Source organism: Brevibacillus sp. HB1.1 (assembly GCF_013332445.1).
Taxonomy (GTDB): domain Bacteria; phylum Bacillota; class Bacilli; order Brevibacillales; family Brevibacillaceae; genus Brevibacillus; species Brevibacillus porteri.
The window spans coordinates 90,126-114,555 of sequence record NZ_JABMIV010000008.1; the positions used below are offsets into that span (position 1 = coordinate 90,126).

25 protein-coding genes and 1 other annotated feature are annotated in these 24,430 nt (G+C 48.4%); of the genes, 7 read left to right on the top strand and 18 right to left on the bottom strand.

The window, feature by feature from the left end; translation table 11 throughout:
• The first annotated feature begins 161 nt into the window (after positions 1 to 161).
• The 3 genes from asnB to comER all read left to right on the top strand — a co-directional run bounded on the left by asnB (position 162) and on the right by comER (position 3,818).
• Positions 162 to 2,087 (top strand): asparagine synthase (glutamine-hydrolyzing), encoded by a 1,926-nt coding sequence (asnB, locus tag HPY27_RS20075; protein WP_173622503.1) that lies wholly within the window; start codon positions 162 to 164, stop codon positions 2,085 to 2,087.
• Between the two features lie 118 nt (positions 2,088 to 2,205).
• A complete protein-coding gene (locus HPY27_RS20080) occupies positions 2,206 to 2,910 on the top strand; it encodes a helix-hairpin-helix domain-containing protein (protein WP_174225799.1) in 705 nt (234 codons plus the stop codon).
• A gap of 74 nt (positions 2,911 to 2,984) precedes the next feature.
• Entirely contained in the window at positions 2,985 to 3,818 is an 834-nt protein-coding gene (gene comER / locus HPY27_RS20085; protein WP_174225800.1) for a late competence protein ComER, read from the top strand.
• Positions 3,819 to 3,911: 93 nt separating this feature from the next.
• Here the strand turns inward: comER and leuS are convergent, their stop codons facing one another.
• The 9 genes from leuS to HPY27_RS20130 form a co-directional block, all read right to left on the bottom strand.
• Entirely contained in the window at positions 3,912 to 6,329 is a 2,418-nt protein-coding gene (gene leuS, locus HPY27_RS20090) for a leucine--tRNA ligase (RefSeq protein ID WP_174225801.1), read from the bottom strand.
• A gap of 69 nt (positions 6,330 to 6,398) precedes the next feature.
• Positions 6,399 to 6,644, bottom strand: a binding site (T-box leader).
• Between the two features lie 39 nt (positions 6,645 to 6,683).
• On the bottom strand, positions 6,684 to 7,433 hold the full coding sequence (locus HPY27_RS20095) for a class I SAM-dependent DNA methyltransferase (RefSeq protein WP_174225802.1): 750 nt from the start codon (positions 7,431 to 7,433) through the stop codon (positions 6,684 to 6,686).
• Positions 7,434 to 7,439: 6 nt separating this feature from the next.
• A complete protein-coding gene (gene rsfS, locus HPY27_RS20100; RefSeq protein ID WP_017247674.1) occupies positions 7,440 to 7,796 on the bottom strand; it encodes a ribosome silencing factor in 357 nt (118 codons plus the stop codon).
• The gene (gene yqeK / locus HPY27_RS20105; protein WP_174225803.1) at positions 7,796 to 8,386 is read right to left on the bottom strand and encodes a bis(5'-nucleosyl)-tetraphosphatase (symmetrical) YqeK; all 591 of its coding nucleotides are present in this window, start codon (positions 8,384 to 8,386) and stop codon (positions 7,796 to 7,798) included. Before yqeK ends, rsfS begins: the two co-directional genes overlap by 1 nt.
• Entirely contained in the window at positions 8,370 to 8,963 is a 594-nt protein-coding gene (locus tag HPY27_RS20110; protein WP_017247672.1) for a nicotinate-nucleotide adenylyltransferase, read from the bottom strand. The genes yqeK and HPY27_RS20110 overlap by 17 nt, the downstream gene beginning before the upstream one ends.
• A gap of 14 nt (positions 8,964 to 8,977) precedes the next feature.
• Positions 8,978 to 9,268, bottom strand: coding sequence for a ribosome assembly RNA-binding protein YhbY (yhbY, locus tag HPY27_RS20115; protein WP_007727776.1), 291 nt, complete (start codon positions 9,266 to 9,268; stop codon positions 8,978 to 8,980).
• Positions 9,269 to 9,298: 30 nt separating this feature from the next.
• The gene (locus HPY27_RS20120) at positions 9,299 to 10,150 is read right to left on the bottom strand and encodes a shikimate dehydrogenase (protein ID WP_069850353.1); all 852 of its coding nucleotides are present in this window, start codon (positions 10,148 to 10,150) and stop codon (positions 9,299 to 9,301) included.
• 75 nt (positions 10,151 to 10,225) lie between these two features.
• Complete coding sequence (gene yqeH / locus HPY27_RS20125; protein WP_174225804.1) at positions 10,226 to 11,347, bottom strand: ribosome biogenesis GTPase YqeH; 1,122 nt, start codon at positions 11,345 to 11,347, stop codon at positions 10,226 to 10,228.
• Positions 11,344 to 11,868, bottom strand: coding sequence for a YqeG family HAD IIIA-type phosphatase (locus tag HPY27_RS20130; RefSeq protein WP_017247669.1), 525 nt, complete (start codon positions 11,866 to 11,868; stop codon positions 11,344 to 11,346). Before HPY27_RS20130 ends, yqeH begins: the two co-directional genes overlap by 4 nt.
• Before the next feature lie 214 nt (positions 11,869 to 12,082).
• On the opposite strand from HPY27_RS20130, the gene HPY27_RS20135 reads away from it, so the two are divergent.
• From HPY27_RS20135 to HPY27_RS20145, 3 genes are all read left to right on the top strand, one after another.
• On the top strand, positions 12,083 to 12,631 hold the full coding sequence (locus tag HPY27_RS20135) for a TetR/AcrR family transcriptional regulator (protein WP_017247668.1): 549 nt from the start codon (positions 12,083 to 12,085) through the stop codon (positions 12,629 to 12,631).
• A gap of 106 nt (positions 12,632 to 12,737) precedes the next feature.
• Positions 12,738 to 13,955 (top strand): MFS transporter, encoded by a 1,218-nt coding sequence (locus tag HPY27_RS20140; RefSeq protein WP_174225805.1) that lies wholly within the window; start codon positions 12,738 to 12,740, stop codon positions 13,953 to 13,955.
• Positions 13,952 to 14,398, top strand: coding sequence for a GNAT family N-acetyltransferase (locus tag HPY27_RS20145; protein WP_174225806.1), 447 nt, complete (start codon positions 13,952 to 13,954; stop codon positions 14,396 to 14,398). The genes HPY27_RS20140 and HPY27_RS20145 overlap by 4 nt, the downstream gene beginning before the upstream one ends.
• Before the next feature lie 51 nt (positions 14,399 to 14,449).
• On the opposite strand, the gene HPY27_RS20150 is transcribed toward HPY27_RS20145, so the two are convergent.
• From HPY27_RS20150 to HPY27_RS20170, 5 genes are all read right to left on the bottom strand, one after another.
• Entirely contained in the window at positions 14,450 to 14,638 is a 189-nt protein-coding gene (locus HPY27_RS20150) for a hypothetical protein (RefSeq protein ID WP_173622497.1), read from the bottom strand.
• 13 nt (positions 14,639 to 14,651) lie between these two features.
• A complete protein-coding gene (locus HPY27_RS20155) occupies positions 14,652 to 15,704 on the bottom strand; it encodes a DNA polymerase IV (protein WP_017247664.1) in 1,053 nt (350 codons plus the stop codon).
• A 73-nt stretch (positions 15,705 to 15,777) separates the two neighbouring features.
• The gene (locus tag HPY27_RS20160) at positions 15,778 to 16,218 is read right to left on the bottom strand and encodes a peroxiredoxin (RefSeq protein ID WP_069850362.1); all 441 of its coding nucleotides are present in this window, start codon (positions 16,216 to 16,218) and stop codon (positions 15,778 to 15,780) included.
• Between the two features lie 276 nt (positions 16,219 to 16,494).
• Positions 16,495 to 17,232, bottom strand: coding sequence for a gamma-glutamyl-gamma-aminobutyrate hydrolase family protein (locus tag HPY27_RS20165; protein WP_026042981.1), 738 nt, complete (start codon positions 17,230 to 17,232; stop codon positions 16,495 to 16,497).
• 27 nt (positions 17,233 to 17,259) lie between these two features.
• Positions 17,260 to 18,885: a peptide ABC transporter substrate-binding protein gene (locus HPY27_RS20170; protein ID WP_174225807.1), complete on the bottom strand. Its 1,626-nt coding sequence runs from the start codon at positions 18,883 to 18,885 to the stop codon at positions 17,260 to 17,262.
• Positions 18,886 to 18,996: 111 nt separating this feature from the next.
• On the opposite strand from HPY27_RS20170, the gene HPY27_RS20175 reads away from it, so the two are divergent.
• Positions 18,997 to 19,809: a serine hydrolase gene (locus HPY27_RS20175; protein ID WP_173622494.1), complete on the top strand. Its 813-nt coding sequence runs from the start codon at positions 18,997 to 18,999 to the stop codon at positions 19,807 to 19,809.
• 107 nt (positions 19,810 to 19,916) lie between these two features.
• Here the strand turns inward: HPY27_RS20175 and HPY27_RS20180 are convergent, their stop codons facing one another.
• The 4 genes from HPY27_RS20180 to HPY27_RS20195 form a co-directional block, all read right to left on the bottom strand.
• On the bottom strand, positions 19,917 to 21,212 hold the full coding sequence (locus tag HPY27_RS20180; RefSeq protein ID WP_017247658.1) for a phytoene desaturase family protein: 1,296 nt from the start codon (positions 21,210 to 21,212) through the stop codon (positions 19,917 to 19,919).
• Positions 21,213 to 21,492: 280 nt separating this feature from the next.
• Positions 21,493 to 22,623, bottom strand: a complete 1,131-nt coding sequence (locus HPY27_RS20185) for a virulence factor (protein ID WP_174225808.1) — start codon at positions 22,621 to 22,623, stop codon at positions 21,493 to 21,495.
• A gap of 102 nt (positions 22,624 to 22,725) precedes the next feature.
• On the bottom strand, positions 22,726 to 23,586 hold the full coding sequence (locus tag HPY27_RS20190; RefSeq protein ID WP_174225809.1) for a GNAT family N-acetyltransferase: 861 nt from the start codon (positions 23,584 to 23,586) through the stop codon (positions 22,726 to 22,728).
• Positions 23,587 to 23,608: 22 nt separating this feature from the next.
• The gene (locus HPY27_RS20195; RefSeq protein ID WP_017247655.1) at positions 23,609 to 24,367 is read right to left on the bottom strand and encodes a DUF4931 domain-containing protein; all 759 of its coding nucleotides are present in this window, start codon (positions 24,365 to 24,367) and stop codon (positions 23,609 to 23,611) included.
• Positions 24,368 to 24,430: the final 63 nt, after the last annotated feature.

Genomic DNA, 24,430 nt, shown 5'->3' on the forward strand with positions numbered 1-24,430 from the left:
TCTAACCGAATGGGGACAAAAATAGAAAAGACGAAAGGCTAATTCCCTTGTAGAATCAGCGTTTTCGAGGTCAATTACTGGCACTCATAAGAGATTGCGCTGATGGTCGATACATGATAGAGTTAGCAGGAGCAATCCAGTGAGAGGAAGAGTCATTTCTTATGTGCGGAATCGTATCACTCTATAACAAGCGGCAAAAGCCTGTTCAACAAGAAGCGATTAGTGCAATGACGGGTGTCATCCTGCACCGTGGTCCAGATGACGATGGTTTTCACCTTGAAGACAACATCGCCCTGGGCTTTCGTCGTTTAAGCATCATTGACGTGGAAGGCGGACATCAACCGCTGTTTAACGAAACACGTGACATCTGGATTATTGGTAACGGTGAAGTCTACAATTACAAAGAGTTACAACAATGGTTAAAGGACATCGGTCACGTTTTCCATACCGATTCTGATATTGAAACCATCCTCCACCTTTATGAAGAGGTAGGAACAGATGCACCTAAGCATTTGCGCGGGATGTTTGGCTTTACGATCTACGACTCCCGTAAAAAACGTCTGTTTGGGGCACGCGACCATTTTGGAATCAAGCCTCTCTACTATGTCGAGACAAATGATTCGATCGGGGTTGCCAGCGAGATTAAAAGCTTGCTGGAGCTGCCAGGATTCAATCGCGAAGTGAATCCAACCGCTTTTTATCACTATTTGACGTTCCAATATGTACCCGATCCTGACACGATGTTTGCTGGCATTTACCGTATACCGCCTGCTCATTCGTTTGTGATTGAAAACGACCAGATCAAGCTGGAAAGGTACTGGGATGTAGAATTCAAGCCAGATGAAAGCAAGCCGTTCTCTTATTTTGTTGAGGGTACGCGCAGTGTCATGCTCGAATCTGTCGACAAACACCGGATTAGCGAAGTTTCTCGTGGAGCCTTCTTGTCTAGTGGTGTTGACTCTAGCAGTATCGTTGGGATGTTGCGTACATTCGAGCCAGTCAAATCTTTTTCTGTCGGCTCAGATATTCCTGGTTACAGCGAGCTCGATTATGCGAAGCGAACCGCCGCATATTTGGGATCGGAGCATTTCGAGCGCGTGATAAACGCCAAGCAGTACATGGATGAATTGCCGCGACTTATCTGGCATCAGGACGAACCAGTAGCGGACCCCTCTGCCATCCTGCTCTATTTTGTAGCGCAGATGGCGAGTGAACACGTAACCGTCGTATTGTCCGGTGAAGGTGCAGATGAATTTTTTGGCGGATACAATATTTACAGAGAGCCTCATTCTCTCAAAATGTTTTCCGGGATGCCTGGCTGGATGCGCCATTCCATCGGATATATGGCAGAACGCCTCCCCGATCAGGTAAAAGGGAAAAACTTCCTCATCCGCGGATCGAAAACAGTTGAGCAACGCTTCTTCGGAAACGCACTGATTTTCAGCGAAGAGATGAAAAAGCGTGTCGTCATGGAAGATATCACCCGTTCGGAATCGTATGTATCTCCTTTCACCATCACAGAAGAGATTTACAAACGCGCTTCCGAATATGACGATGTGACCAAGATGCAATACTTGGACATTCACACTTGGCTCAGAGGCAACATTTTGATGAAGGCCGACAAGATGACGATGGCCAATTCTTTGGAGTTACGAGTACCTTTCATTGATCTTAAGGTATTTGAATTCGCCGCTACCATTCCAACGAAGTACAAAATTGCCAACGGCACGACCAAGCACGTGCTTCGTGAAGCGATGAAAGACTTCCTGCCACCTGAGATCCAAACGAGAAAGAAGCTGGGCTTCCCTGTTCCGACTCGTCACTGGCTCAAAAACGAATTTTACAAATGGGCAAAAGAGATCATTTTTGAATCCAAGGTGGATAATTTGATCAATAAGGCCTATGTGCTGTACTTGCTCGATGAACACCGCGAAGGAAATGCGGATTACAGTCGCAAAATCTGGACGATCCTGGTCTTCATGTTGTGGCATCAAATCTTCATTGAGCAAAAGCACAATTTTGAGCCTTTTGTCAGCCCAAATGTAGACCTTCGCCGCAAAAAAAATTCGCTGCAGCATATCGGCTAACAGTGACAACGCAATAAATAGATTTGCAGACCCTCTCTTACTTTTCGTAGCATCGTTGATAGAGAACAAGTTCACTCTATGAACGTATCGCTATGTGAAGGACGGGAGGGTTTTTGTTATGGTGCTGGAGTGGTGGGAGCGTTATCGTCGTATCATCTTGCTGACTGCGGCTGTTCTGTTTGTCGGTTGTAGCTATTGGATCTATCAATGCGACCAATCACATAAGACTGACGAACTACCGTTGCATTCTCCTGCTTATGCAGCATCGAATCTTGAAACAAAAGAACTGACAGATGATTCAGCAGCTGCTCAACCTGCCAAATCTGTAAAAGCGACACCGGAAAAAGATAAGGATAAGGAACCACTCCTCTCTCCTCTCTATGTCGATGTGAAAGGACAAGTGAAAAATCCTGGATTATACCAATTCGAACCAGGTACGCGTGTCGCAAATGCCATCGAGAAAGCAGGAGGAGCACTTCCTGATGCTGACCTTGTCCAGATCAACTTGGCAGCGCCGCTCACAGATGGAGCTGCTCTTGTCATCCCGGCTAAAGGGGCCACCGCGCCAGTCTCCGCATCCATTGGCCTTGTACAATCTGCTTCCAGCGTATCCACCACTGGTGCCTCCTCAGCCATTAATCTCAACATGGCAACTGTCGAAGAGCTCATGAGTCTTCCCGGGATTGGAGAAGCTCGTGCCAAGGCAATCGTGGAGTACCGGACAAAACAAGGGCCATTTCGTTCAGCGGATGACCTGAAACAGATTGAGGGAATTGGCGAGAAGATGTTTGCACGGATAAAAGATCGGCTGGTGGTAAAATGAGTGCTCAGCATCCGGTCATGATCATAGGCACTCCTACATAGAATGGGAAAAGAATATCGGAGGGAGGTATGCCCATGAATAGAATTGGGTTCATTGGTACGGGCAGCATGGGCAGTATCTTGATTGAATCATTGCTGTCAGCCAAGGCGCTGACTCCTGGTCATGTCATTATCAGCAACAGAACCCTTTCGAAGGCGCAGCAACTGGCAGAAAAACATCTCGGGCTCATTGTCGCGCACAGCAATGCCGATTTGGTCAAAGAAGCTACAACGATTGTGCTGTGCGTCAAGCCACTGGAATATAGCGTGATGCTCGAACAAATTGCTCCTGCCTTAACGCCAGACCACCTATTGATTACGATCACCAGTCCGATCAAGCTTGCGGATTTGGAGACTCAAGTTCCATGTGCGGTTGCCAGAGTCGTTCCTTCTATCACAAATGCCGTAATGAGTGGTGTCAGCTTATGTGAATTTGGATCACGAATCCAAGAGGAACAACGTCATTTTATACGAAGTCTGTTTGCCCACATTAGCTCCCCTATTGAGATTTCGGAGCCTTTTTTACGAATTACTTCTGACATTGTGAGTTGTGGGCCAGCTTTTATCAGCTATATTTTGCAGCAAATGATTCAAGAAGCTGTTGAAGAAACTGGCATTTCCGAAGAAGCTGCTACCTACATGACCACGCAAATGCTAATTGGGATCGCAGATCTTTTACGAGAAGAAGCGTTCACCCTTCCTACTCTGCAAAAGAGGGTCTGCGTGCCCGGTGGAATTACTGGGGAAGGTCTGATTCCTTTGCAAAACGGTATTCCCGGTCTTTTCGCCCAAGTATTTCGTCGTACACAAGCAAAGTTTGCCGAGGACCAGGAACTGGTTGCACGAAATTTGAGCAATCAGCCACATTAGCGCAAGGCGAAGAAGCGTTGATTTACGAAAAAAGGAGTGGATACCTGTCACTCACAGGCTCCACTCCTCTTCTTATTTCTTGCCGTCCTTTTCTTAACGAACGACGATATTCACCAGTTTGCCTTGAACAGCGATGACTTTGACGATCGTTTTTCCTTCGATCAGTTCTTTAATCATCTCATTGTTTTTCGCCATCTCTTCCATCTGTTCTTGCGTCGAATCAGAAGCGATGAGCAGCTTCTCTTTGTTTTTGCCGTTAATTTGCAGGACGATTTCTACCTCGTCTTCAACCAGCTTCGCTTCGTCATACGTAGGCCATGCTTCGTATGCCAGGCTCTCGCTGTGGCCCAGTTTTTCCCACAGCTCTTCACCCAAGTGCGGAGCGATTGGAGACAGCATTTTTACCAAGTCCTCCATGAATTTCTTCGGCAGAACTTCTGCTTTATACGCTTCGTTAACGAATACCATCAACTGAGAGATACCCGTATTGAAACGCAGGCCTTCGTAGTCTTCTGTTACTTTTTTCACCGTTTGGTGGTACACGCGCTCCATGCCAGCCACGTTGGAGGTTTCCACGATTTTTCCGTTCAGCTCACCGTTGTCACCTACAAACAGACGATATACGCGATCCAGGAAGCGGCGTGCGCCATCCAAGCCTTTTGTCGACCAAGCGATCGAAGCATCCAGTGGTCCCATGAACATTTCGTACATGCGCAGTGTGTCGGCACCATGGCTGTCGATGATATCGTCTGGGTTTACGACGTTACCTTTGGACTTACTCATTTTCTCGTTGTTTTCACCCAGGATCATTCCTTGGTTAAACAGCTTTTGGAATGGTTCCTTGGTTGGTACGACACCGATATCGTACAGGAACTTGTGCCAGAAGCGAGCGTAGAGCAAGTGCAGCACCGCATGCTCGGCACCGCCAATGTAAATGTCGATTGGCAGCCATTCTTTCAGTTTGTCTGGATCAGCCATTGCCTTATCGTTGTGCGGATCGATGAAGCGCAGGAAGTACCAGCAACTACCCGCCCATTGTGGCATGGTGTTTGTCTCACGGCGTGCTTTCATACCTGTTTCCGGATCGACGGTGTTTACCCACTCCGAGATGTTTGCCAATGGCGATTCACCTGTACCGGATGGTTTGATTTCTTTTGTTTTTGGCAATACGATTGGCAGTTCGGATTCTGGAACGACTTTCATCGTGCCGTCTTCCAAATGGAGAATCGGAATTGGCTCACCCCAGTAGCGTTGACGGCTGAACAGCCAGTCGCGCAGACGGAATGTTACTTTGCGATTTCCTTTGCCTTCCGCTTCCAGCCACTCGATCATTTTGGTGATCGCCTGTTCTTTGTTCAAGCCATCGAGCATACCGGAGTTGATGTGCTCTCCATCACCTGCATACGCTTCTTTGGAGATATCTCCGCCAGCGATTACTTGTTTGATTGGCAGATCGAATGTTTTTGCGAACTCATAGTCGCGTTCATCATGCGCTGGAACCGCCATGATGGAGCCTGTTCCATAGCTGATCAGCACGTAATCTGCAATCCAGATTGGCAGACGTTCGCCGTTAACCGGGTTGATCGCATATGCTCCGGTAAATACTCCTGTCTTTTCTTTCGCCAGATCAGTACGCTCCAGATCGCTCTTGTGCTTCGCTTGATCCAGGTACGCTTCCACTGCTTCTTTTTGAGCTGGTACGGTAATTTGCTCAACCAGCTTGTGCTCAGGAGCCAATACCGCGTAAGTTGCTCCGTAGAGAGTGTCTGGACGAGTTGTAAAGACGGTAAAGGATTCGTCATGACCTTCGATACCAAAGGTTACTTCTGCCCCTTCAGAACGACCGATCCAGTTGCGTTGCATTTCCTTGATGCTCTCTGGCCAATCCAGTTCATCCAGATCAGCCAAGAGTCTTTCCGCATACGCAGTAATTTTCAAGACCCATTGCTTCATTGGGCGGCGTTCTACTGGGTGTCCGCCACGCTCACTTTTTCCGTCAATGACTTCTTCGTTCGCCAAAACCGTTCCCAAAGCAGGGCACCAGTTTACAGCTACCTCGTCAATATAAGCCAAGCCGTGCTCATACAGCTTCGTAAAAATCCATTGTGTCCACTTGTAGTAATTCGGATCGGTCGTATTGATTTCGCGATCCCAGTCGTAGGAAAATCCGAGTGACTTAATTTGGCGACGGAAGGTGTTGATATTGTGCTCGGTAAATTCCGCCGGATCGTTTCCTGTATCGAGAGCGTATTGCTCCGCTGGCAAACCAAACGCATCCCAGCCCATTGGATGGAGAACGTTATATCCTTGCATCCGCTTCATGCGGGATAAAATATCAGTAGCCGTATAGCCTTCCGGATGTCCTACGTGCAGGCCAGCTCCAGATGGATATGGGAACATGTCGAGTGCGTAAAACTTTTTCTTGCCCTCATCCTCGGAGGTTTTGAAGGTCTTGTTCTGCTCCCAATATTGCTGCCACTTCTTTTCGACATTTTGATGACTGAATACCATGGTAAAGCACTCCCATCTTAAAATAGGTGAAAATAATAAAGAAAACCTCACATCCCAGATCGCTGTTGCGAAAGGGACGAGAGGTTATTTAACATTCCCGCGGTACCACCCAGATTGGCAAATGACAAGCATTCACCCACTTGTTTCATCCGTAACGGGGATAAGCCGCTCACCCTTACGCAGTCATTGCTTGAATGACCTTGGGGGCAAGTGCTGGGAGGTGAGTTCAGATAGATTCGGGTTGACTTGCACCATCCGTCAACTCTCTGTGAATGCTCGAATCCTATGCCTACTATTCCTCTTAAACGCGTCGAAATCTGTAGTTATAACGCCATTATAGTCAATCCGAACCAATCATGTCAAACTTTTCGGCTTGCGGGCTGAAAAAAATAGGCGCTCACTCGTTTCTTGTGGCGGCATATCCGAGTAATCAGCGGTGATGACAATGTCTGTGAAGCCGGCATCTGTCAGCCAGCGCATCAGTTGGACAGGCTGGTAAGCCCGTTGCCAATGCTCTTCTTCCATCCGCTCGTACAATCCGTTTGGCTGACGAATGAAAAACGTTAACTGATGCTCTACCTCCAGTCGCAGCGGGTCGCAAAAACATTGCCAAATGTACGAAACTTCATCTTCTACATGTGTGAATGTCTCGTCTCCGAAAATGTGCAGCATCTTGTACGGACTGTGCACATCAAACAGAAAGCTCCCACCGGGCGCGAGATGAGCGAAAACGCGCTTGAACGTTTCCTGCACATCCTCTTCCTCTGTAAGATAACTCAATGAATCACACAAGGAGATGACCGCATCCGCTTCGGGCAAGGACAGCTCGCGCATATCCTGCTCCACCCACGCTACATCCACTTGTTCCTGCCTCATTTTGTCATAGGCGATCGCAAGCATTTCTGTTGAGAGATCCACGCCCGTAACACGGTATCCACGCTTGGCGAGTGGGATCGCAATCGTGCCAGTCCCACAGCCAAGATCAATGACCCGCACAGGCTTCTCTCCCTTTGTCCAATGACGCTCGACCCAATCGAGCCACTGGTCATACGGAGTATCCGCCATCAGCCTGTCATATACTGCGGCCATATGTGCGTATGCCATCTGTCCTTACCCTTGCACGCTGAAGGAAACTTCCTCTGCGTCCTTCCACAGGCGCTCCAGATTGTAAAACTCGCGATCTTCGCGATGGAAAACGTGAATAACGATATCGCCCAGATCAACCAGTACCCAGCGACCTTCATCTGCTCCCTCGATACCGCGGACGTCAAAGCCGTTTTTGTGGGCTTGATCACGGATTTCGCGAACAATTGCCTGTACTTGACGCTCGTTGTTTCCGTGGCAAATCATGAAATAGTCTGCGATCACGGACAGCTTTCTAATATCGAGCACCTTCAAGTTCTCTGCTTTCTTGTCCTCTGCTGCCTTCACTACCAACTGTGCCAAATCTTCTACTGTTTTAACCATCAAAACCCTCCTTCTCTCCCTTTGCGGGAAACCAAATCGTTATATGCGGTCAATGTCAACGGGAAAACCGTCTTTTGCTTCTCTATCAAAAATTGAATCGTGCCTCCCAAGGCGAGTGCCAGGGCGGCATCCAAATCATGCATGGCTTTGCCGCGAATAAAATCGACACCCGGGTAAACCCGGTTTGGTTCTATATAGTCTGCCACACAGACGACTTTTTCTAACAGGGACATGCCAGCCCGACCCGTTGTATGGTAGCGAACAGCTTGTAAAATATCTGCATCCGTCACACCTAGATCAGTCTGGATCACAATAGCTGCTGCAAAGGCATGCCACAGCTCTTTTTCCCCTTCCAAAAGCTCTGTAGGCATATCGTGGCGAACGAGAATCTCGAACATTTTTTCCACAGGCCAGCACTTACAGTAATCGTGCAACAGTCCAGCAAGCTCGGCTTTGTCAGGATCAGCCCCGAATCTCTCTGCCAGCTCGCGAGCTGACGCAGCCACCCCAAGCGTGTGCATGTAGCGTTTTTCATGCATTTGTTGCCGTACGCGAACGAGAAGCTCTTCCCGATTATCCAAAAGTCTCATAGATTCGGTTCTCCTTTATATAGCGCTCCACGGCATCAGGTACAAGATAACGGATGCTTTTCCTGGCAGCTGCCTTCTCGCGAATCATCGTGGAGGAAATGTCCCAAACAGGCATCTCCACAAATGTGACATCCTCGCTCGATTCTTGATCTAGTTCGGTTCCAGGCCTCGCTAGACCTATAAAGCGTACCATATGAATCAGCTCTTGGTACTGGTACCATTTGGGCAAGATTTTTACCATATCTCCTCCCATGATAAAAGAAAAACGGCAATCTGGGAACTGCCTGATGAGCTGAATCATCGTGTCATAGGTGTACGATGGACCTTCTCTTGCGAACTCCACATCTGTTACACGAAACACCTCGTGATCAGACACGGCGAGCTGAACCATTTGCAAGCGGTGATTTGCCAGCGTCAGACTCTCTCTCTTTTTGTGCGGTGGAACGTGTGTAGGCATAAACCAGACTTCATCCAGGCCCGCTTGCTCTCTGGCTTGTTCAGCCGCCAGCAAGTGCCCGCAATGAATCGGGTCAAACGTTCCTCCCATGATCCCTACTTGCTTGATTGGCTGTCTCATTGCATGCAGATCACTTATGGCAGCTTGATCGTCTTGTTCTCCCGGGACTCTTTGTACAAGACAACCGTATGGCCGATCAACTGCACGAGCTCTGCTCCAGCACCTGCTGCCAGATCTTCTGCCACTTGATGTTTATCGTCGTTATTGTTTTGCAAAATCGCTACCTTGATCAATTCACGTACTTCCAACGCTTCTTTGATCTGAGTGATCATATTCTCGTTTACGCCGCCTTTTCCTACTTGGAAAATCGGGGTGAGATGATGTGCTTCTGCGCGCAAAAAGCGCTTTTGCTTGCCGGTCAACATCGGCAATGCCTCCTTTTTCATCCTGCAAAATCAGGTTGTTTTCTTTAATTGTTGCAAGACGACCTCACGCATAACCCCAGTTGGTGCTCGTTCGCCCGTCCACAGCTCAAAAGCCAGTGCACCTTGATTCACGAACATGCCGATTCCGGAATGAACAGTGGCACCGATGGCACGCGCTTCTTTGAGCAGACGCGTTTCGAGAGGGTTATAAATCAGATCGCTAACGGTTAAACCAGAATGAAGCCATTCTGCTGGCACAGGTGTCTCCTGTACGTTTGGCAGCATTCCGATCGATGTCGTATTGATCAACAGCGAAGAGTCTGCGATGGCAGCTGCCCCTTCGCCCTGTTCTACGATTTTCGTAGGTACAATCGTCCCGACATGCTCAGCCAATACCGCAGCTCTTTCCCGGGAACGATTGATGATGCGAATTTCCTTGACTCCTTGTTCAGCCAAGGTAAACGCCACTGCACGCGCTGCGCCTCCAGCCCCTACCATGGTTACCACTTGCTTTTCAAGAACGATTCCCGTCTCTTCCACAAGCGAACGAACATAGCCCATACCATCTGTGTTGTAGCCAATCAAGCGTCCATCACGAGAAACGACGGTATTGACGGCGCCGATTCGTTTGGCGAGCGGATCGATTTCATCCAGCATCGGCATGATAGCAACCTTGTGGGGGATCGTGACGTTAATCCCTTTCAAGCCTAACGCGCGAATACCCGCGACTGCATCTTCCAGATTTTCCGGTTCAACATCGAACGCAGCATAGGCAAACCCCAACCCGGTCTCTGAAAAAGCTGTATTGTGCATCATCGGTGATTGCGAGTGGGAAACTGGATGTCCAAACAGGCCAACCAGTTGTGTTTTGCTTGTAATCATGGAGCTTTTCCTCCCCGGACGTCTCTCTATAGCATATGGCAAGGGGCAAGGCTAACTCGACTTTTCTTGCTTAAGCTAGATCAGCCCTTTGCGCATCCCAACACTTACGCCTTTAGGTGCATGCACGACAACACTTGCTTCGTGTTTTCCTTGGATGCTGACCCAGCCCAAACCGGAAATTACGATGTCGGTCGTCGTGGTGGACTTGTTGATTTTAAAGGTGTGCTTCACAAATGGTGGAAGTGCTTTCGCAGCTTCCTCCCCTGTTGGCGGTACCAGCAAGGTTCCATGGTGCTTTTGCATCACCTCGTCTGCTTTCTCCAGCTTCGTCCGGTGGATGTACAGGTCGTTGTCGACATAGACGATCAACGGCTGTCTCTCTCCACGTGCGAAGTCGATACGGGCTAGACCACCCAAAAAGAGTGATTGTCCAGCATCGAGCTGATACACCTTGGAGTTAATCCGGCTGGTCGGGGTAATTTTTCGCAGATCAGTCGGGGGTACCATATGTCCAATCTGGTCGCGATTAATGATTCCCGGTGTATCAAAAATGGAACGGCCATCCTCGAGCGGAATCTCGATTTTGTCCAGCGTCGTACCTGGGAACGGCGAAGTCGTAATCTCCAGCTCAGCCGCACCGTAGTCATGCAAGATGCGGTTGATCATGGTCGACTTTCCTACGTTGGTTACACCGACGATGTAAACATCTCGACCTTTGCGCAGCTCTCCAATGCGATTCAACAGTTCATCGATATGAAGCCCTTTTTGCGCGCTGATAAGTACGACATCCTCTGGGCGCAGTCCGCGTTCTTTTGCTTCGTGCTGCATCCAGTTACGCACGCGGTTCAGGTTGATGTTTCTCGGCAGCAGATCGACCTTGTTACCCACGAGCAAAATCGGATTTTTCCCGACAAAGCGTGGTAAACCCTTGAGCCAGGAGCCTTGGAAGTCAAAAATATCGACTACCATTACGACAAGAGACTCCGTAGAACCGATGCCATCCAAAATCTTGAGGAAATCGTCATCGCCCATTCCTACGGGAGCTACTTCATTATAATGCTTGATGCGATAACAACGCTGGCAAATGACTACCTTTCTGCCAAGCGCGGATTCAGGTGCATAGCCAGGCTTTTTTGCATCTGCTGTCTGAATGGCAATCCCACATCCAGCACAAGAGCCATGCATTTGTTCCGTCATGCTTTTCTCCTCCACGAAACCATTCCTTTCCTCTCCATCCAAATAAGGGCCACACGCTCCATCTGACGATTAAAGCGCGTCCAAAAACCATCCGTCTGGGCCACAGGAACAACCAGGATCGTATGAAATCCTAATCGATTCCCTCCCAGCACATCGGTAAACAATTGATCGCCAATGACAACAGTCTCAGCGATGGTTACATTCATCTGCCGCACTGCCTGCAAAAAGGCACGGTTTGTCGGCTTTTTGGCCGCATAAATAAACCCGAGATCTAATGGGGCACAGAAGCGGTCTACACGCTCCTTGTTGTTGTTGGAGACAACAGTGACCTGTATGCCTGCCTCATGCATGCGAGCAAGCCAGTTGATGACCTCCTCGGTTGCATGTGGCCTGTCCCATTCCACCAAGGTATTATCCAAGTCTGTAATCACCGCACGGATGTTATTTCGTTTCAATTGATCTATGTCAATGTGATGGATTGATTCGACGAACTGACTAGGCATCAGCTTCTCTAAAAACACGGGGCACCTCCAAATGATGTGAAGCAATCAACCGCGATTTCGGCACCTACTATACCATAATCGACCACTTGGTTGCAAAACAAAAAGCATGATCACTGCTTGCATTGCTCTGTCATCCTGTGTAAAATGACGTTACTGAGGAAACTGTTTTTGTTTTTTTGGTTTTCTGTTAGGTTGTTTTGACTGGGGGTCGATTGCAATTAAAAACCGGATCATGAAAGGTTTTATTGAAGAGATTCGCGATAAAGGCATGAAATTTTCCATGGATGATTTGGCGAAGCGGCTCGGGATCAGCAAACGCACGTTATACGAGCACTTCTCATCTAAGGTAGAAATTCTGGAAACAATCATTCAGCAGTCCTTTGAAGAGGGCGATGAAAAAACACAGCAAATTCTCGCAGATGACAGTCTCTCTCTTATCCATAAAATCAAAGGCGTCATGATGGTTTTACCGACACACTATGAATTTTATGATTTGCGCATCCTCGAACAGATGAAGCGATATTATCCTGAGCAATATGCCCAAGTCGAGGCTTCTCTATCCGAGGATTGGCAGACGCTTCGCGTCCTTCTCGAGCAAGCAATTCGAGAAGGACTCATCGTCAATATGGACGTCACGCTCATGCTGAAGGTCATTGTCGATGCCCTGAATTCTACACTCGACCAACGTTTTTACATGAAAAACCAGATTACAGTTACAGAGGCGCTTTCCGCTATTGTAGATGTCCTCTTGTTTGGATTGGTACCAGCGAATAAAAGGTAACAAATGGCTCGTGGTCATTCCACTAACTTTGGTAGGCCACGATATCGTTTTTCGCAAGAAAACCGATAAAACAAAAATAGTTTTTATAGTTAAGAGGTGTTCCATCATGTCCATCTTTACAAAAATGACCAAACAACAACGAATAGGACTTTTGTTTGTTATCCTGATCCTTTTCATCGATATGCTATTGTACAGCTTGTTGATTCCGATTGTTCCTTATTTTACGGAAGCGCTGCAGCCTTCCTCCACCATGATGGGCGTGCTGTTTAGCAGCTATGCCATAGCGATGCTCATTGCCACCCCTCTTTTCGGGCCGATATCCGATCGGATCGGCAGACGGACCATGCTTTTGATCGGCTTGTTCGGTCTCGCCGCTTCCACGTTATTGTTTGCTTTCTCTGAGACAATGGCCATGTTGATTACCGCTCGTTTTGTTCAAGGTATAGCTGCTGCGGCTACATGGCCAACTGCCCTTGCCCTCTTGGCGGATTTGTTCCCATCCAAAATGCGCGGAACTGTAATGGGAATTGCATTGACGGCGATTTCGACCGGTACATTGCTTGGAGCGCCGATTGGCGGATGGTTGTTTGAAATCAGTGACCATCGCATGCCTTTCTTGGCAGCAGCAGCCTTTACCGTGATCAACATTGTGCTGGTTTACTTGTTCTTGAAGGAAGACACGACGAGAATTGTCAGTGAAAAGCTTCATGTCGGTGGATTCATTCGCAATCCGCAAGTCATCTTTATTGCTGGAATCGTCCTGTTGGCTGAGATTTCCCTTTGTTTGCTTGAACCGACGTTGCCCGTATTTTTTACAGAGAAACTCAGCATGACGCCGACAACGATTGGTCTTTTGTTTGGGGTCATGACACTCGCATACGGACTGATCGCCCCAGTTGCCGGCTCTCTTTCCAGCCGCATGAATCCGTATAAGCTCATGTTTGTCGGAATCATTACGCTGGCTGTGTTTCTGCCATTTTTGGCGTGGGCGGACTCCCTCTGGCAGGCAATGCTGGCAATGGCATTGGTCGGGGCTAGTATTGGCTTTACCTTATCGCCTACCTTGGCTACGCTGGGGGCCATCATTGACCAAGGGGGAAGCGGCGCATACGGCACGGCATACTCTCTCTTTAATATGTTTCACGGAATCGGAATGGTTGCAGGCCCACTGGCTGGGGGAATTTTGACGGATTTACTGCCAGTATCCTCTGCCCTCCTGATCATGGCAGCATCCATCCTTGGCTTCGGCATTTTACTTTTTGTCCAATTAAAAGCAAGCAAATCCGCCCGTTTCATCACCAATGAAAGCGAGATGAAATTTTGAGCTTGTCTATTCGTGAAATTACGAAAGAAAATTGGCGCCAAATAGCCTGCTTGACTGTAACGGAAGGTCAACACTCCTTTATCGAGAGCAACGCTTTTTCCATCGCCCAATCAGGTTTTGAACCGGAATGGATATCATGCGGTCTGTATGACAAGGACATCGCTATCGGTTATGCCATGCATGGAATCGAAGGAGAGAATGGCCGAATTTGGCTGGATCGCTTTATGATTGATGGTAGCCATCAGGGTAAGGGGTACGCCAAAAGGTTCCTGCGCATGCTCGTTGAAGAAATGTGCAGACGCTACAGCTGTACGCGCATTTACTTGAGTATTCATCCTGAAAACGAGTTCGCTCGCAAGCTGTATGAGGCGATCGGCTTTTCCTCAAATGGCGAAATGGATGGTCCGGAGGAAGTGATGGTCCTCGACCTGACACATGAATAGAAAAGGCACCCCCTCTGTCGAAACTGACGTAGGGGGTGCCTCTTTTTGTCGCTATCGTTGCCTTTTACGCGCTTCCATCAGTCGCTTGACCTTCTCTGTCGGAGTCCAGCATTGGAATCGATAGTCCGGACGTGTCTCGTAGGTTAGACGAGAACATCGATAGCTGACTCCTCCCGTCCCTTTCTCCACGCGAAAATGAATACAGGTCGCACAGCAATGAAAGGCATTCTCTGTCTCCACGGCTCTCCCTCCCTTACTTCCCCAGCTTCCACGAAAACATTGAGAGCTGTTCGTACCGCTCCCCTTGCTGCTCGGCAAAATTCGAAAAGCCAACGCCCACCAATCGAACGCCCGCTGTATAGTCAAAGGCGTCGAGTAGATCGTCCAACAAATCCTGCCAATTGGCCCCGGCTACAGCCTTGAGCTGCTTGGTCCGCTGGGTAAAGTCCGCGTACTTAATTTTGAGCGTTATCGTCTGAGGCTCGACCCCTTCCTCGCGGATGTCCTCTTCGACCTCACGCAAAAGGGAGGTGGCAATCGGAGCAATCGCATCCCTGTCAAACAAATCAAAGGGCAGTGTCGTTTCGCGGCTCGATGATTTCGGCGCGCGGTCCATTTCGATTTCGCGATTGTCTTCTCCTCTCGCCCGGTAATAGAGGGAACGACCGAACTTCCCAAATAAGGTAGTAGCCTCATCGAGCGTAAGTCGCCAAAAATCCTCTACCGTCTCAATCCCCTTTTTCGCGAGCAGCTCCTGCGACTTTTTGCCGACTCCATGCAAGGTGCCAATTGGCAACGACCGCAGTACATCCAAAGCCTGCTCAGGTCGAATGATTACAAAGGCATCCGGCTTTTTCAAGTCACTGGCAATCTTAGCCAACGACATATTGTAGGAAAGTCCAATGCTGCAAGTAAGTCCGGTCTCCCGTTTGATTCGCCTCTTGATATCGCGGGCGATGGGCACCGCATTCTCATAGTGGGACACATCTAAATAAGCCTCGTCTAGACCCACTGTTTGATAACGCTCTGTATAAGAAGTAAATATCTGTCTGACTTCAGCAGATTTTTCGATATAACGGCTATAGCGGACAGGCAAATAAAAGCCTTGCGGACATTTTTTCCTCGCCATGGCGACAGGCATTGCGGAGCGAACACCGAACTTTCGAGCTTCGTAGCTGCAAGTCGATACGACACCGCGATTGCCAGTTCCCCCGACAATGACTGGCTTGCCCCGCAATTCGGGGCGATCTAACTGCTCTACACTCGCGAAAAATGCGTCAATATCCAAGTGAAGAATTTTTTTCATAGGGATACCCACCAAACATACATTCTCATTTCTATTATCCCTGTTTTGCTCCATTGACGCAAGCGAGAACGTTCTAGGCTTGGCTTTCGATTACCTGTAGCAGCTCAGACACCGGCGGATTGCCTTTTTTGGCGTAGATGATATTTCCGTTTTTGCCTATGATGTACACGATGCGTTGCTGGAAAAACAATCCGAGAACCTTTCCGACATCATATGCTTTTCGAATCGATTCGTCTTCATCCACGATTAATGGAAATTCATAGCGGAACTTATCAGCAAACGAGCGTTTCTTGTTCATGCCACCTGGATTGACGCCAAAAACAACGGTGTTTGCTCGCTCGATTGTCGTGTAATGCTCCTGAACTGCACATAGCTGTTTCGTACAAATCGGGGTATCATCTCCCGGATAGAAGATGAGGACGATATTTTCTTTGCCGATGTGTGCTGTAAGATCAATGGTTCCTTTTGTGCTCGTCGCCGTAAAGACGGGAGCCGAGTCTCCAACCTTTAACATTTCTCTCACCTCTAGGCCCAGTATATCAATATGTACAGCTCAACAGCCAGAGCAAAGAGCTCCAGCTGTTAGGTGATTCCACTCTTCCATTTTTTCGCCTGCTTTTAATCGCTCTGTACTGCCTCCGCTTGCCAGCCTTCTAGCCAGACCGACAAACTATGGAGTTGAAGTGGCAAGGAACATGGTTGAAACGCCCTTTTTCACTAGATTAGAAAGCCCTCCTGCATGCAAAAAACCGCTCTGGGCAACCCCAGAACGGTTTCTCTCATTTCTATTCTATTTAGTCGCTTGCAGCTTCAACTGCTTTACCCGGGCAACAAATGCCTCGGCAATCTTCAACATGTCGTCGTCGTGTGCCCACATCCGTTCTGGATGCCACTGTACACCTACATGTAGCCCGTCGAGGCTTTCCATCGCCTCAATCACACCATCAGCCGCGCATCCTGTGACTTTGAAGCCCGGTGCTATGTCTTTGACTGCTTGGTGGTGAGAAGTGTTCACGAGCACCTCTGTCTTTCCGAGGGCATCCGCTACAAAGCCAGGTTGCAGCGTAATCTTATGCGCCCCGTATTGCCGTGAACCCTTCTGCGCATGCTGTAATGCTCCTGGTACTTGACTCGGGATATCTTGAATGAGGGTGCCGCCACACGCCACATTCAAAATTTGCATCCCGCGACAAATGCCCAGGATTGGCTTTTTCAGCTCCAGCGCAATCTTGATAATCTCAAGCTCTGTGATGTCTCTTTCGTAATTGATATCGCCCAGCCCTTGCAGCGGGTCTTCGCCGTACAAATGCGGCGACGGATCTTCACCACCGGACAAAATCAAGCCGTCCAGGGATTCGATCATCTCACGAAACGGAGCTTCCTGAATCGTCAGCAGTGGCAAGATCAGTGGAGTACCGCCACTGCGCGCAATTCCGTTCACATAGCCTGAACCTACATAGAAAAACTGGTCGAGATCGTTCTTCGGAAAATACATTTTCGTACATGCCACACCAATGATCGGACGCACGCCAGTCACTCCTTCATAGACTCATGATTACTTTTGATTGGAAGCGTACTTGAAGTCGATGAACCCGAGTGCATCTACCACCACATCTTTTACGCTATCCTGCTTCACCCACGCATAGGTGAAATAGTAGATTGGCAACGCAGGCATTTCATCCATGACGATTTGTTCAGCTTTCTTGAGGATTTCCTTACGCTTCGCTACATCCCCTTCTTTGGCAGATTGCGCGAGCAAATCGAGGAATTCCTTGTTTTCCCATTTGGATGTATTCAGTCCACCCTTGAAGACTTCCAGGAAGTTAATCGGATCGTTGAAATCGCCAATCCAGCTACCACGACCGATTGTGAAGTTTCCTTGCTTCATGTCCTCGCGGTGAACCTTGTTCTCTTTGTTAACCAGTTTGACTTCGATGCCAAATGCTTTGCGCCATTGATCCTGAATGACTGTCGCAATACGTGAATTGACCTCTGACGTATTGTATGCAATCGTGATCGGTGGCAACTCTTTGATCCCCGCTTCTTGCATGCCTTCTGCCAAGAGCTTCTCCGCGGTCTCTACATTGCCGTCTTTGATGTAGCCCTCTGGTGTAAGTGCCATGGTTGGCGGGAGAATCCCCGTCGCTGGCGTGCTCTTGTATGGTACGACATTATCGGAGATTTCCTGACGATTGACTGCCGTAGCAAACGCCTGACGAATCTTTTTGTTATCAAACGGCTTTTGCGTCGTATTGAAAATGTACCAGTACGTACCTGCTGTCGCTTGAGCTTGCATCTTTCCGGATTCTTTCAGAGCATCCAGCGCATCCAGTGGCAAATCGCCCAATGGTGAGCCTGCCCAATCCAGGTCACCTTTTTCAAACATCGACAGCTCCGTATTGGCATCCTCGATCATGTTCAAGGTCAGCGTGGACAATTTGACAGCGTCCTTATCCCAGTAAGAATCGCTCTTCTCGAATTCGATCTTTGATTTGTGCTCCCAATTTTTCAAGGTGAATGGCCCGTTTGTCATGTACGTCTCTGGCTTAGAAGCCCACTCTTTGTTGCCCTCAACCGCTTTTTTGTTAACCGGGAAATAGGTGACAGATGCAACCAGTTCCGGGAAAAACGGTGCAGGGTTTTCCAGTGTAACAACCAATGTCTTGTCGTCGGTTGCCTTCACGCCGACATCTTCGGCTTTTGCCTTGTTGGCGTTAAAGGCTTGCCCATTTTTCAAATAGTACATCTGGTACGCGTAACCGGATGCGGTTTTCGGGTCAAGAACCCGTTTCCATGCGTACTCGAAGTCATGAGCGGTAACCGGATCTCCATTGGTCCATTTGGACTCCCGCAGATGAAAGGTGTACGTGAGACCATCAGCGGAAACCTCGTACTTCTCTGCGACCGCCTCTTTCAGCTCGCCTTTTTCATTCAAGCGCAGGAGGCCATCAAATGCTGCACGGGCAACAGACATCGAAGGGATATCTTCTGCCAGTCCAGGGTCGATCGTGCTTGGCTCACCAGAATTCAGGTTGACCTGCATTGTTTGAGGGGCGCTACTCTGCTCCTGCTTTGCACCTGTCGTCTCCCCCGTGGTGCTTGCTTGCGGTGTTCCACAACCAGCGAACGCTAAACTGGTTAACAGAACAGCACAAAATGATAGTTTCTTCCACTTTTGCAACAGCAAAACCCCCATCTTAGGAATAATTCTTCTTGATTGTTAGGAGCATGACTAAATAATATTATCTTGAGAAAATTTTGTCTACATCGAAACAAAAGGAGATGGGTCTACATGTTATCCAGTCTTTTTGCCCAAATATCCAGCCTGATTAAGGACGCAGGAGGGGAATGGGGAATCTTTTTCGAAGATTTACAAACCGGTGAAACCTTATCCATCAACGAAGTTCAACGCTTTTATGCAGCCAGTGTGATCAAAGTCCCGATCATGACAGCTGTTTTTGCAGAGGCGTACGCAGGCAAGTTTGCCTTAGAGGACAAAATCAAGCTGCGTGCAGAGGATCTCGTTGGCGGTGCAGGTGTTCTTCAGCATATGACTCCCGGCACTGAATTTACGATTCGCGATTTGGTTACCCTGATGATCATCCAAAGCGACAATACAGCGACGAACATAATGATTGATCTCGTCGGAACAGAGAGCATTCGCAACGCGATGCAGAAAACAGAAATGACAAACAGTCACTTCTACAATAAGCTCATGGTCATCCCAGCCGAATTAGAAGGATACAATGAGGTGACGGCAAAAGACATGGGAAGCCACCTCCGATACTTGGCAACAGGAAAAGTGATCTCCTACGACAGCTGTTTGAAAATGGTCGCCATCTTGAAGACTCAGCAGCACCGTGACCGCATCCCCTTCCTTTTGCCTGACCCAGACGGTGATGTGATCGGGATGATTCCGAAATGGGAATTCGCCAACAAGACTGGCTCTGTGACCAAAATCACGCATGATGTCGGCATCCTCTACATCGGTTCTCATGCTGTCACCTTGTCCATTTTAAACAAGGGACTCGAGCAAAAGGATGCTGCCGACGTCATGGCGCAAATCGGCAATCTCGTTTATCACGTATATAGTCAGAAAGCATAATCCATGTGGCCTGCCATCTCCATTGGCGGGCTTTTTTCTATGTAACTTTGCATGAGAAAAAACAAGCAGGCATTCCTTTCTTCAAGGAACACCCGCTCGTCATCGACTTATTCTTTTTCCAAAATCAGCTTGGCAACGTTCATCGCGCTAGAGAAAGACAGCTCAGACAGCTGACCTTGTCCTTCACACCAGTCACCCGCGAAGAACAGGTTGCGGTAATCTGGCATGAAGATCGGCATTGGCTTCTGATTCATGGTCCACTTGATCTCCTGTACGACTGCACGAGCAGAAACACGCGGCACAACCAGTTGCTCACGCCAGCCTGGGAAATGCTTGTCATACAGGTTTTCAATCTCTTGTTTGCGGATTTCGGCCGCTTCCTTGTTCCCTACTTCATCCTGACGCATGTAAGCAGTCGCCTGCAGCAGCTGTCCGCCTTCAGGTACACAAGTACGGTCATAATACGAAATATCGGTAATGAAAATATTGTTTGCTTTTTCGTAGATGTAAGAGTACGGTACGTCAATTCGCTCTTTCAAGCCAATGTCATACACCATAACAACCGTTGGCTCGTATTCAGCATGCTGTGCAACCGCATGCTCCAGGCGCGTCTCCGCAAAGACCTTCGCCATCTCCTTCGGCGGAATACAGCAAATAAATTCATCCGCCGTAAATTCGCCCTCCGGTGTCACCACTCCAACCACACGATCATTCTCTACTTGGAACTTCTCTACTTTGGTTTTGATCAGAATCGTACCTTGATTTGCTTCAATGATACGTACGAATTCATTGATCAACGCTTGCCAACCACCACCGATATACGCTACCGGTTTATTCGTTGTAAACAAACGACTGTAGTACGCAAAGAATACATCAGAAGGAATCTTTTCAGGCTCACGTGTGAAGAAGTTAGAAGATGCAAGCGTCAACATCATTTCTCGCACTTCTTCGTTGACTTGCTTTTTCTCCATCCACTTTTGAATCGACATATGTGGATGGCCTTTCTCCATTTTTAGCATCGTTTTCAAAATCTCAAACGTGAACAATACTTTGTCCATGCCTTTTAAGAGCTTCGTTTGGAAAAGTCCTTGTACATTCGCCGGAACTGCAGTCAGATCGCTACCAATATCGTACTTGGCTTTCGTCGGATTGAAATCCTGCCAATCGATGTTCAGACCCAATTCTTTTTCAAACGTTCTCAAAACGGAGCTGTCGCGAGCATAAATGGCGTGGGCACCGAAGTTGAAGTTAAATCCTTTGATCTTCAGTGTAACGGCACGTCCACCCAATTGACCGCGTTCCAAAACTGCAACTTTTTTGCCTTTCGACGACAGGTAGGCGGCACTGGAAAGACCAGCAAGTCCCCCACCTACAATAACAACGTCATAGTGATTGGTTGTCATACACAATCTCCCCTACGCACTAGCGATGTTGAATACATAAGCTAAACCCTATCCTAGTCTAAGGGATGGATAAGGTGGAAGTCAACTATTATTGGACTGTGTCTATTTTTATACTGACTTATACCAATATTTACCTAATGAACCAACTTGTTTACCGCTCTTCTTGAAGCAGTATGCCCCGCTATTCGCCGTATATCCAGCCAATGAAGACACGAAAAAAAAGCCCTCTATAGCAGTTATCTGCTTGATAGAGGGCTCTTGCGTCATTGCAAGCAGCGAATTAATCGTTTCGGCGAGTCATTTGCTGCCAAACGGTACCGCTAGCCGCCTCGCCGCTTTCAATGCGCTGCACGGCCATTTGGACTTGCAAGCTGACCTCGAACTCGGGATCATTCTGTGCAGCACGCAAAGCGTCCAAGGCGGTTTCATCCCCCACCTCAAACAAGTAGCGAGCAGCGCGCCAGCGTACCAGCTTGTTTTTATCCTTCAACGCTTCACACATCGGTAGAATCGCGCGCGTGTCGCCTAAGTCAGACAAGGTATCGCCCGCTGTGCGTCGTACAGAGACGGAATCATCGCGGAGCGCTTCAAACAACAGCGGGAAAACATCATCGCCGCCGATCATGCCCAGATATACAACCGCCAGCCTGCGAATCGACGGTTTGCCATCACAAAGCGCTTTTTCCAAAACAGGCAAATCCTCTTCGGTAGGCTCCATTCGATCCAGCACTTCATATCTTTTTTGCCAATCCGGATCATCGAGCATCTCCAGCGTAACGACTTTCTTTTCACGCACGACTGGCTCTGGGGTTTCCCCGGGACCAAGCGCCATGGCCTGTTCCACGATTTCTTCTACACGACTCTCCGGATAGGAGGCATCGACTTCCAATGCGACCTCTTCACCAATCTCACGCAAATCGCCGTAACGCACGCCATGCTCGACCCATTTTCGCTCCATGATAAGGTTGGGCGACGCAGAGCCTGCACGCACGGCTGCCTGTCCAAAACGCTCTGGCAGGGCTGCACGAATCTGTTCTGTTCCCATGGTCACCTTGACCTGCATCGGTACACCGCGGAACATTTGAACGTACACTTGCGCCTCTCCAAATGCCCCCGCTTCCTCCGCAGACATGTCAGAAACAGCCGCTCCTCCACCTGCTTGCAAAACCTCGCGCGCGACTGTCAAAATACGCTGCCAGTCTGCATTAGATTTTCGCTCCAGCGCGAGAAAATCTGCCGTATGAAAAATGGAGGTAACCCCTTCGATCTCCAAGAGCTTGTTCATGAGTTCTGGTGCTTTACTCGCATCTTTCTTTGTATAGACATGTTGGACCCCATCCGGCAAACGCTCGTCTACATTCAGCTTCATGACGTTTGGACTCGGCGTCGGTTCGATGGACAACAATTTCATATTGAGTCACTCCTTTTTACAGCACACTTGCTTTCTCTTCTATCGTAGCATGTATCCTGATACGTTTTCCAACCCGAGAGATAGGGAAAAGCAGTTTGCCCACTACAACGCCAGCTTGTAGTAATCATTGGCCGACTTTACGAAAAAGCCGCATGATTCATACAGTCCCAAAGCATTGCTGTTTTCACAGGCTACCTCCAGTGATACGTTCTGGTATCCTTCTTTCCCCAGCATCTCGATCGTTTGTGCCAATGCCTGGCGTCCATATCCTTTCCCTTGGTAATCCGGGTGGACACAAAATCCATAAATAAACGCCTTGCCCTCATCCTTGTTCACGCTTATTTTGCCAATGGCCTTATCATCGACAATCATCAAATGTGTGGTGGCCTTGGGATCACCCGCCATGTTTTCGGCCATTTCCCTCGCGCGTTCTTCCTCCATTTGAAAACTATGGACGTTCAGCCAAATCAACGTTTCGTAGTCACTGGCGATCTCCGGTCGAAGCAGCACCTTTCCAGAAACCGTTGCTCTTTGCTTCTCTCCCAAATCCATCCAATATTCCGAGAATTGATATTCCCCACCGATTCGCTCCATATATGACTTACCATTTTCTGATTCTCGCTGAACGATAAACAACTGCGCCGGAATGCCTCTTCGTCTGCATGCATCTGCGGCTTGTGCTTGCAACGCTGTGAATATGCCTTTTCTTCTGTAGGCTGGGTGGACCATGCCGCTCACTTCTGCCTCACCGCCATGAAACACGTAGAGCCCCAGAAAGCCAACCAGCTTTCCATCTGCATAATATACAAAATCTTCTTCATGCTCTCCCGAACGCTTTTCCAGCATACTCGGGTTTACTTTGAGATCAATCCCATCCTGCTCATTGCAAATCCCAACCAATTCTTTAATTTGTGCCAGTTCCTCTGAGGTGAGTGTTTTTCTTGCCGTGATCGTATACGTCATAGCGTAAGCACCCTTTCTATGATTAGAAGTATCGGCGTTGCATTTCAGCGACCATATCTTCCAAATTATTGGCGACCTGCGGAATAGAATAGCCTACGTAAAGAGGCGAGGTAACAAACCGGGGAACCACTTTGGCGATCAGCTTTTCTCCCCAATGGTAGAAGAAAAAATTGTAGCTTTGGTTGCGCGGATTGACATGAGTCAGTATCCAATGTGCTAAAATTTGTAAGTAGTCTGCCATTTTCGGCAATCGATCAAAGTCCGATAGAATGACGTTGTATTCAAAAAAACCTGCACGGGGATGCGTAGACAGATTGCATTCAATCCCTGCCTCTTGATCGATAGTCATGCCATTAAAATCACTGTCTTTTACCTGATCCAGATAGTTATAGTCATTTAATCCGACGATCTGCATGTGCGGATGACGGATGCTCCCCCCAGAATACGAGCCGTGGTTTTTGAAAAACAGAACAGAACGATAAGAGTTACTTTGCTCCATTTCCAGCCACTTCTCTACCCCGAATGCCAGCAATGCTCGTACATGCTCTTTGGAATAGACAGACCAATCCCCTTGGCATTCATCCGTCTCAATCAAAACAGTCTGATGTGTCTCCTCCAGAACAGGGAATTTGTTCATGAGCCAAATCATGGAGCCCCGCTGCTCCAAAACGTCTGTGAGACTGTTTCGATCACAAAAAGGACAGGCCGTTTCTGTGTTGTTTACACTCACTGGCTTTTTTCTGCCTATTTGCATGTTAAAGTGCAAGTGCGTCTGCTTCATTCCCATGTCCCTCCAGTTTCTGCTACTTCCACTTTACACGCATTTCCTGGGAAAATCATGACG